This is a genomic window from Streptomyces sp. NPDC057543, from assembly GCF_042801895.1.
Lineage (GTDB): Bacteria > Actinomycetota > Actinomycetes > Streptomycetales > Streptomycetaceae > Streptomyces.
Map to the genome: position 1 here is coordinate 1 of NZ_JBHVFF010000313.1, position 9,513 is coordinate 9,513.

Genomic DNA, 9,513 nt, shown 5'->3' on the forward strand with positions numbered 1-9,513 from the left:
ACCCCGTACACAACGGGGTGGCCGCCCTCCGGTCGATCAAGCGACTCGCTTACTGGTTGTACGGACCGTAGTCGTAGTCCTCCAGCGGAACGGCCTGGCCGGAGCCGGTGCCGAACGGCGAGTAGTCGATGTCGTCGTAGCCGACGGCCGAGTACATCGCGGCCTTGGCCTCCTCGGTCGGCTCGACCCGGATGTTGCGGTAACGGGACAGACCCGTACCGGCCGGGATGAGCTTACCGATGATGACGTTCTCCTTGAGGCCGATCAGGGAGTCCGACTTGGCGTTGATCGCCGCGTCGGTCAGAACCCTGGTCGTCTCCTGGAAGGACGCCGCCGACAGCCACGACTCGGTGGCGAGCGAGGCCTTGGTGATACCCATCAGCTGCGGACGGCCGGAGGCGGGGTGACCGCCCTCGGTGACCACACGACGGTTCTCGGTCTCGAACTTCGAGCGCTCGACGAGCTCGCCCGGCAGCAGCTCCGCGTCGCCGGACTCGATGATCGTCACCCGGCGCAGCATCTGCCGGATGATGATCTCGATGTGCTTGTCGTGGATCGACACACCCTGCGAGTTGTAGACCTTCTGGACCTCGCCGACCAGGTGGACCTGGACCGCGCGCTGACCGAGGATCCGCAGCACGTCGTGCGGGTTGGTGGCACCCACGGTGAGCTTCTGGCCCACCTCGACGTGGTCGCCCTCGCCCACCAGCAGACGGGCACGCTTCGAGATCGGGAACGCCGTCTCGTCGCTGCCGTCGTCCGGGGTGACGACGAGCTTCTTGGTCTTCTCGGTCTCCTCGATACGGACGCGGCCGGCCGCCTCCGAGATCGGGGCGACACCCTTGGGCGTACGGGCTTCGAAGAGCTCGACGACTCGGGGCAGACCCTGGGTGATGTCGTCACCGGCCACACCACCGGTGTGGAAGGTACGCATCGTCAGCTGGGTACCGGGCTCACCGATGGACTGGGCGGCGATGATGCCGACCGCCTCACCGATGTCGACCAGCTTGCCGGTGGCGAGCGAGCGTCCGTAGCAGAAGGCACAGGTGCCGACCGCGGACTCACAGGTCAGGACCGAACGGGTCTTGACCTCCTCGACGCCGGCGCCCACCAGGGCGTCGATCAGGACGTCACCGAGGTCGACGTTGGCAGGCGCGATGACCTTGCCGTCGACGACGACGTCCTCGGCGAGCATGCGGGCGTAGACCGAGGTCTCGACGTCCTCCGTCTTGCGGAGCACACCGTCCGCGCCCTTGACGGCGATCTTCAGCTTGAGGCCGCGGTCGGTGCCGCAGTCCTCCTCGCGAATGATCACGTCCTGCGAGACGTCCACCAGACGACGGGTCAGGTAACCCGAGTCGGCGGTACGCAGGGCGGTGTCCGCCAGACCCTTACGGGCACCGTGCGTGGAGATGAAGTACTCCAGAACGGTGAGGCCCTCACGGAAGGACGCCTTGATGGGACGCGGGATCGTCTCGTTCTTGGCGTTGGACACCAGACCACGCATACCGGCGATCTGACGCATCTGCATCATGTTTCCTCGGGCACCCGAGTCAACCATCATGAAGATGGGGTTCGTCTTGGGGAAGTTCGCGTTCATCGCCTCGGCAACCTCGTTGGTCGCCTTGGTCCAGATCGCGATGAGTTCCTGCGTGCGCTCGTCCTTGGTGATCAGACCGCGCTCGTACTGCTTCTGGACCTTCTCGTCCTGCGCCTCGTAGCCGGCGACGATCGCCTTCTTGGCCTCGGGGACCACGACGTCGGAGATGGCCACGGTGACACCGGAGCGGGTCGCCCAGTAGAAGCCTGCCGCCTTCAGGTTGTCGAGCGTCGCCGCCACGATGACCTTGGGGTAGCGCTCGGCGAGGTCGTTGACGATCTCGGAGAGCTGCTTCTTGCCGACGGAGTAGTCGACGAACGGGTAGTCCTCGGGCAGCAGCTCGTTGAAGAGCGCGCGGCCCAGGGACGTACGCAGCCGGAACGTGTCGCCCTGCTGGTACTCCTGCTCACCCTCCTCGGCGACCGGCGGCACCCAGCCACGCGGCGGGATGGTGCCCACCGGGAAGCGGATGTCGACCTTCGCCTGGAGCGACAGCTCGCGGGCGTCGAAGGCCATGATCGCTTCGGCCGTGGAACCGAAGGAACGGCCCTGACCGACGACCTTGCGCTCCTCCTCGTCGGTGGTGAGGAAGAACAGGCCCAGCACCATGTCCTGGGTCGGCATGGTGACGGGACGACCGTCGGCCGGCTTCAGGATGTTGTTCGAGGACAGCATCAGGATGCGGGCCTCGGCCTGCGCCTCCGCGGAGAGCGGCAGGTGCACGGCCATCTGGTCACCGTCGAAGTCCGCGTTGAACGCGGTGCAGACGAGCGGGTGGATCTGGATGGCCTTGCCCTCGACGAGCTGCGGCTCGAAGGCCTGGATGCCCAGACGGTGCAGCGTCGGTGCACGGTTCAGCAGCACCGGGTGCTCGGCGATGACCTCTTCGAGGACGTCGTACACCACGGTGCGGCCGCGCTCGACCATGCGCTTGGCCGACTTGATGTTCTGCGCGTGGTTCAGGTCGACCAGGCGCTTCATCACGAACGGCTTGAAGAGCTCCAGCGCCATGGCCTTCGGCAGACCGCACTGGTGCAGCTTGAGCTGCGGGCCGACGACGATCACGGAACGCGCGGAGTAGTCCACACGCTTACCGAGAAGGTTCTGACGGAATCGACCCTGCTTGCCCTTCAGCATGTCGCTGAGGGACTTGAGCGGGCGGTTGCCGGGACCGGTGACCGGGCGACCGCGGCGGCCGTTGTCGAACAGCGCGTCAACGGCCTCCTGCAGCATCCGCTTCTCGTTGTTCACGATGATCTCGGGGGCACCGAGGTCGAGGAGACGCTTGAGGCGGTTGTTGCGGTTGATCACACGGCGGTACAGGTCGTTCAGGTCGGAGGTCGCGAAGCGGCCACCGTCCAGCTGCACCATCGGACGCAGGTCCGGCGGGATGACCGGCACGCAGTCGAGCACCATGCCCTTGGGCTTGTTGCTGGTCTGCAGGAACGCGGAGACGACCTTGAGGCGCTTGAGCGCACGGGTCTTCTTCTGGCCCTTGCCGGTACGGATGATCTCGCGGAGGCGCTCGGCCTCCTCGTCGAGGTCGAACGACTCCAGGCGCTTCTGCAGAGCGGCGGCACCCATGCAGCCGTCGAAGTACGTGCCGAAGCGGTCACGCAGCTCGCGGTAGAGCAGCTCGTCGCCCTCAAGGTCCTGGACCTTGAGGTTCTTGAAGCGGCTCCACACCTCGTCGAGGCGGTCGATCTCGCGCTGCGCACGGTCGCGCAGCTGCTTCATCTCGCGCTCGGCACCCTCGCGCACCTTGCGGCGCACGTCGGCCTTGGCACCCTCGGCCTCCAGCTCGGCCAGGTCGGTCTCGAGCTTCTTGGCGCGGGCCTCGAGGTCGGCGTCGCGACGGTTCTCGACCTGCTGACGCTCGACGGAGACGTGCGCCTCCAGCGAGGGCAGGTCGCGCGTACGGCGCTCCTCGTCCACGAACGTGATCATGTACGCGGCGAAGTAGATGACCTTCTCGAGGTCCTTCGGCGCGAGGTCCAGCAGGTAGCCCAGGCGCGACGGGACGCCCTTGAAGTACCAGATGTGGGTGACGGGAGCGGCAAGCTCGATGTGACCCATGCGCTCACGGCGCACCTTGGCGCGCGTGACCTCGACGCCACAGCGCTCACAGATGATGCCCTTGAAGCGGACACGCTTGTACTTGCCGCAGTAGCACTCCCAGTCCCGGGTCGGACCGAAGATCTTCTCGCAGAAGAGTCCGTCCTTTTCGGGCTTGAGCGTGCGGTAGTTGATGGTCTCCGGCTTCTTCACTTCGCCGTGGGACCAGGTCCGGATGTCGTCCGCGGTGGCAAGGCCGATCCGCAGCTCGTCGAAGAAGTTGACGTCGAGCACTTGTCGTCAATCCCTCTTTCGGGGGTTCGAGCCCCCTCGCGTCACGCGAGAAATCGGGGCACTTCAGCAATGGTCTGAACGGGTCCGGGGAGAGCCGGCCGGATCACGGGGATCCGGCCGGCCAACCCGTCAGACCTCTTCGACGCTGCTCGGCTCGCGCCGGGACAGGTCGATACCGAGCTCCTCCGCCGCGCGGAAGACGTCCTCGTCCGTGTCGCGCATCTCGATGGACATGCCGTCCGAGGACAGCACCTCCACATTGAGGCAGAGCGACTGCATTTCCTTGATGAGCACCTTGAAGGACTCGGGAATGCCGGGCTCGGGGATGTTCTCGCCCTTGACGATCGCCTCGTAGACCTTCACGCGGCCGGTCACGTCGTCGGACTTGATCGTCAGCAGTTCCTGGAGGGCGTATGCGGCGCCGTAAGCCTCAAGGGCCCACACCTCCATCTCACCGAAGCGCTGTCCACCGAACTGGGCCTTACCACCCAGCGGCTGCTGGGTGATCATGGAGTACGGGCCCGTCGAACGAGCGTGCAGCTTGTCGTCGACGAGGTGGTGCAGCTTGAGGATGTACATGTACCCGACCGAGACCGGGTCCGGGAACGGCTCGCCGGAGCGGCCGTCGAACAGCTGGGCCTTGCCGGAGGGCTGCACCAGGCGGTCGCCGTCGCGGTTCGGGATCGTGGCCTCGAAGAGACCGGAGATCTCGTCCTCGCGCGCACCGTCGAAGACGGGGGTGGCGACGTTGGTGCCGGGGGCGACCTGGTCGGCGCCGATGGCCTGCAGGCGCTTGGCCCACTCGTCACCGAGGCCGGAGACGTCCCAGCCGCGGCTGGCGAGCCAGCCGAGGTGGATCTCCAGGACCTGTCCCGGGTTCATTCGGGACGGGACACCCAGCGGGTTGAGGATGATGTCGACCGGGGTGCCGTCCTCCAGGAACGGCATGTCCTCGATCGGGAGGATCTTCGAGATGACGCCCTTGTTGCCGTGACGGCCGGCGAGCTTGTCACCGTCGGTGATCTTGCGCTTCTGCGCGACGTAGACGCGGACCAGCTGGTTCACGCCCGGCGGCAGCTCGTCGCCCTCTTCGCGGTCGAAGACGCGGACGCCGATGACCTTGCCGATCTCACCGTGCGGCACCTTCAGCGAGGTGTCGCGCACCTCGCGCGCCTTCTCACCGAAGATCGCGCGGAGCAGGCGCTCCTCGGGGGTCAGCTCGGTCTCACCCTTGGGCGTGACCTTGCCGACGAGGATGTCACCGGCGACGACCTCGGCACCGATACGGATGATGCCGCGCTCGTCGAGGTCGGCGAGGACCTCCTCGGAGACGTTCGGGATGTCCCGGGTGATCTCCTCCGGGCCGAGCTTGGTGTCACGGGCGTCGACCTCGTGCTCCTCGATGTGGATCGAGGAGAGGACGTCGTCCTGCACGAGGCGCTGCGACAGGATGATCGCGTCCTCGTAGTTGTGACCCTCCCACGGCATGAACGCCACGAGCAGGTTCTTGCCGAGGGCCATCTCACCGTTCTCGGTGGCCGGTCCGTCGGCGAGGACCTGGTCGGCGACGACCCGGTCGCCTTCGGAGACGACGACCTTCTGGTTGACCGAGGTGCCCTGGTTGGAGCGCATGAACTTGGCGATGCGGTACGTGGTGTACGTGCCGTCGTCGTTGGTCACGGTGATGTAGTCCGCGGAGACCTCCTGGACCACACCGTCCTTCTCGGCCTTGAGCACGTCACCGGCGTCGGTGGCGCAGCGGTACTCCATGCCGGTGCCGACGAGCGGGGCCTCCGACTTAATCAGCGGCACCGCCTGACGCATCATGTTCGCGCCCATGAGGGCACGGTTGGCGTCGTCGTGCTCCAGGAAGGGGATCATCGCGGTGGCGACGGACACCATCTGGCGCGGCGAGACGTCCATGTAGTCGACGTCCGTGCCGGGCACGTAGTCGACCTCGCCGCCACGACGGCGAACCAGCACGCGGGGCTCGACGAACCGGAGCTCGTCGGTCAGCGGCGCGTTGGCCTGCGCGATGACGAAGCGGTCCTCCTCGTCGGCGGTCAGGTAGTCGACCTCGTCGGTGACCTGGCCCTCGACGACCTTGCGGTACGGCGTCTCGATGAAGCCGAACGCGTTGATGCGGCCGTACGAAGCCAGCGAACCGATCAGACCGATGTTCGGGCCTTCAGGCGTCTCGATCGGGCACATGCGTCCGTAGTGCGACGGGTGCACGTCACGGACCTCGAAGCCGGCCCGCTCACGGGAGAGACCACCCGGGCCCAGGGCGTTGAGACGACGCTTGTGCGTCAGGCCCGACAGCGGGTTGTTCTGGTCCATGAACTGGGACAGCTGGCTGGTGCCGAAGAACTCCTTGATGGAGGCGACGACCGGCCGGATGTTGATCAGGGTCTGCGGCGTGATCGCCTCGACGTCCTGGGTGGTCATGCGCTCGCGCACGACGCGCTCCATACGGGCGAGACCCGTACGGACCTGGTTCTGGATCAGCTCGCCGACGTTACGGATACGACGGTTACCGAAGTGGTCGATGTCGTCGGTCTCGACCATGATCGAGCGACCGGACTCGCCGACCGTCTCGGTCTCACCGGCGTGCAGCTTCACCAGGTACTTGATGGTGGCGATGACGTCGTCGGTGGTGAGAACGCCGGCGTCCAGCGGCTCGTTCGCGCCGAGCTTCTTGTTCACCTTGTAGCGGCCGACCTTCGCCAGGTCGTAGCGCTTCGGGTTGAAGTAGAGGTTCTCCAGCAGCGTCTGCGCGGCCTCGCGGGTCGGGGGCTCGCCCGGACGCAGCTTGCGGTAGATGTCGAGCAGCGCGTCGTCCTGGCCCTGCGTGTGGTCCTTCTCCAGGGTGGCGCGCATGGACTCGTACTCGCCGAACTCCTCGAGGATCTGCTCGGTCGTCCAACCGAGAGCCTTGAGCAGGACGGTCACGGACTGCTTGCGCTTGCGGTCGATACGGACACCGACCATGTCGCGCTTGTCGATCTCCATCTCCAGCCACGCACCCCGGGACGGGATGATCTTGGCGGAGAAGATGTCCTTGTCGGACGTCTTGTCGATGGAGGAGTCGAAGTAGACACCCGGCGAGCGGACCAGCTGCGACACGACGACACGCTCGGTGCCGTTGATGACGAAGGTGCCCTTGTTGGTCATGAGCGGGAAGTCGCCCATGAAGACCGTCTGGGACTTGATCTCGCCGGTCTCGTTGTTGGTGAACTCAGCCGTGACGAAGAGCGGGGCGGCGAACGTGAAGTCGCGCTCCTTGCACTCGTCGATCGAGTTCTTCGGGGGCTCGAAGCGGTGGTCGCGGAACGTAAGCGACATCGACCCGGAGAAGTCCTCGATCGGTGAAATCTCCTCGAAGATTTCCTCCAGGCCGGACTTGGTGGGGACGTCTTGTCCACTGTCCAGAGCAGCCTCGACGCGAGCCTTCCAGGCGGCATTGCCGAGGAGCCAGTCAAAGCTCTCGGTCTGCAGCGCGAGGAGGTTCGGAACCTCGAGGGGCTCCTTGATCTTTGCAAAGGAGATGCGCAGCGGGGCGGTGCTGGCACCGTTGTTCGTATTCGCGGTCGAGGCGTTGCGCGAGGCGGCCAAGAGGGGGTCCTTCCGAGGGCTCGGACTCACTACGCGCGTACCGGTCCCAAGCTGGACACGGAGACGGTCTGTTCCTGATTCGGCCGAAGACGGCCAGGTCAGAGACGGTCAGTCATGGGTGCTCAAGCGTGGGCATGCCTCTGGTGACGGGCAGGAGGCAGCTAACAGGCAGCGCAAAGGGTCAGTGTAGCCAAACGGCACACTGATGTCCAGTCGGGGTTCTCAGAGACCCACGTAGCTCTCAACAGCTGTTCTCAACACCTATGACTAGCCGGTGCGCGCGGTGCGCTCTTCTTTACTGCCCTCTTCGTCCACGATCCATGCCTCGGATTCGGATCGATGTGACGACGCGTCCTGAGAATTGCGCGCCTCGTGCCGTTCGTCAAGGCCCCCCTGCCGGGACGACGCCGCGGCGCCATCACCCGGCCACCTCCCGGCGCCGGCCGGCCGACCCCGAGAGGCAACGGCGATGATCACCATACTCGTCGCCGCCGGAAGAGCAAGGCAGCCGTCGCGGGTACGCCGAAGGGCGACCACCCGGATGGGTGATCGCCCTTCGCCATTTGACGTCCGTGCCGTGCGGCACGGGCAGTCAGGAGGAGTCAGCGGACTCCTTGAGTCACTTGACCTCGACGGAAGCGCCGGCGGCCTTGAGGGACTCGGCAGCCTTCTCGGCGGCCTCCTTGGCGACCTTCTCGAGGACCGGCTTCGGGGTGCCGTCGACGAGGTCCTTGGCCTCCTTCAGGCCCAGCGAGGTCAGCTCACGCACGACCTTGATGACCTGGATCTTCTTCTCGCCGGCGCCGGTGAGGATGACGTCGAACTCGTCCTGCTCCTCGACGGCCTCAGCGGCGGCACCGGGGGCACCCGGGGCGGCAACGGCGACCGCAGCGGCGGCGGTGACGTCGAACTTCTCCTCGAAGGCCTTCACGAACTCGGAGAGCTCGATGAGGGTCATCTCTTCGAACTGCGCGAGCAGGTCGTCCTGGGACAGCTTCGCCATGATGGCGTCCTTCCACTAATTCGGCAGGTGCCGGAGTTACATGTAGGCGGGCGTACGTTCGGCCCGCTGCGACCGTCGCTCAGTCAAGCGACGATCATTGCGCGAGCCGAATTACTCGGCACCGCCCTGCTCGGCCTGCTTGGCACGAAGCGCCTCCGCGGTGCGGACGAACTTCGACGGGAGCGCCTGGAAGACCTGAGCAGCCTGAGTCTGCTTGCCCTTCATGGCACCCGCCAGCTTGGCGAGCAGAACCTCGCGGGACTCGAGGTCCGCGAGCTTCTTGATCTCATCCGCGGTCAGCGCCTTACCGTCAAGGACACCGCCCTTGATGATGAGGTTGGGGTTGTCCTTGGCGAAGTCACGAAGACCCTTCGCCGACTCCACCGGGTCACCGGTGATGAAGGCAACCGCCGTCGGACCAGTGAACTGGTCGTCCAGCGAAGTGATCCCGGCCTCGTTGGCCGCAATCTTGGTCAGCGTGTTCTTCACCACGGCGTACTGGGCGTTCTCACCGAGCGAACGGCGCAGCGTCTTGAGCTGCGCCACGGTGAGACCCCGGTACTCGGTCAGCACGGCGGCGTTCGAGCTGCGGAACTGATCCGTCAGCTCGGCTACCGCGGCAGCCTTGTCGGGCCTTGCCATGAGCGTCGGCCTCCTTCCGGGTGATGAGGACCGCTCAGAAGGGACCGGGAAAGACGAACGCCCCGGCGCAGGCGCCAGGGCGTAGCTCGACCGAACGAAGTCCGGGAGCTTTCCACAGTCACCTGCGCGGGTCGCCCGTACTCGACGGATCCTTCGGTTGCTGTTCCCTCTTGCGAGAGCGCAGCAACGACCAGCGGTCTTTGGCTTCTGTAGGAGAGTACGCGACCGATGTCGCGCCGGGCAAATCCGTCTCTGTTCGGGCGGTGCGGGAGGTTTGGGCCGTCCGGCGACCGGGGAACTGCGT

At 65.9% G+C, this 9,513-nt stretch carries 4 protein-coding genes; all 4 read right to left on the reverse strand.

Annotated elements, in window-relative coordinates:
* Positions 1-49: 49 nt before the first annotated feature.
* On the reverse strand, positions 50-3,949 hold the full coding sequence (locus tag ACFU8Q_RS34975; RefSeq protein ID WP_384462201.1) for a DNA-directed RNA polymerase subunit beta': 3,900 nt from the start codon (positions 3,947-3,949) through the stop codon (positions 50-52).
* 129 nt (positions 3,950-4,078) lie between these two features.
* On the reverse strand, positions 4,079-7,564 hold the full coding sequence (rpoB, locus tag ACFU8Q_RS34980) for a DNA-directed RNA polymerase subunit beta (protein WP_384462204.1): 3,486 nt from the start codon (positions 7,562-7,564) through the stop codon (positions 4,079-4,081).
* Positions 7,565-8,183: 619 nt separating this feature from the next.
* Positions 8,184-8,567 (reverse strand): 50S ribosomal protein L7/L12, encoded by a 384-nt coding sequence (rplL, locus tag ACFU8Q_RS34985; RefSeq protein ID WP_093897231.1) that lies wholly within the window; start codon positions 8,565-8,567, stop codon positions 8,184-8,186.
* A gap of 111 nt (positions 8,568-8,678) precedes the next feature.
* A complete protein-coding gene (rplJ, locus tag ACFU8Q_RS34990; RefSeq protein WP_266358738.1) occupies positions 8,679-9,209 on the reverse strand; it encodes a 50S ribosomal protein L10 in 531 nt (176 codons plus the stop codon).
* Between the last annotated feature and the right edge of the window lie 304 nt (positions 9,210-9,513).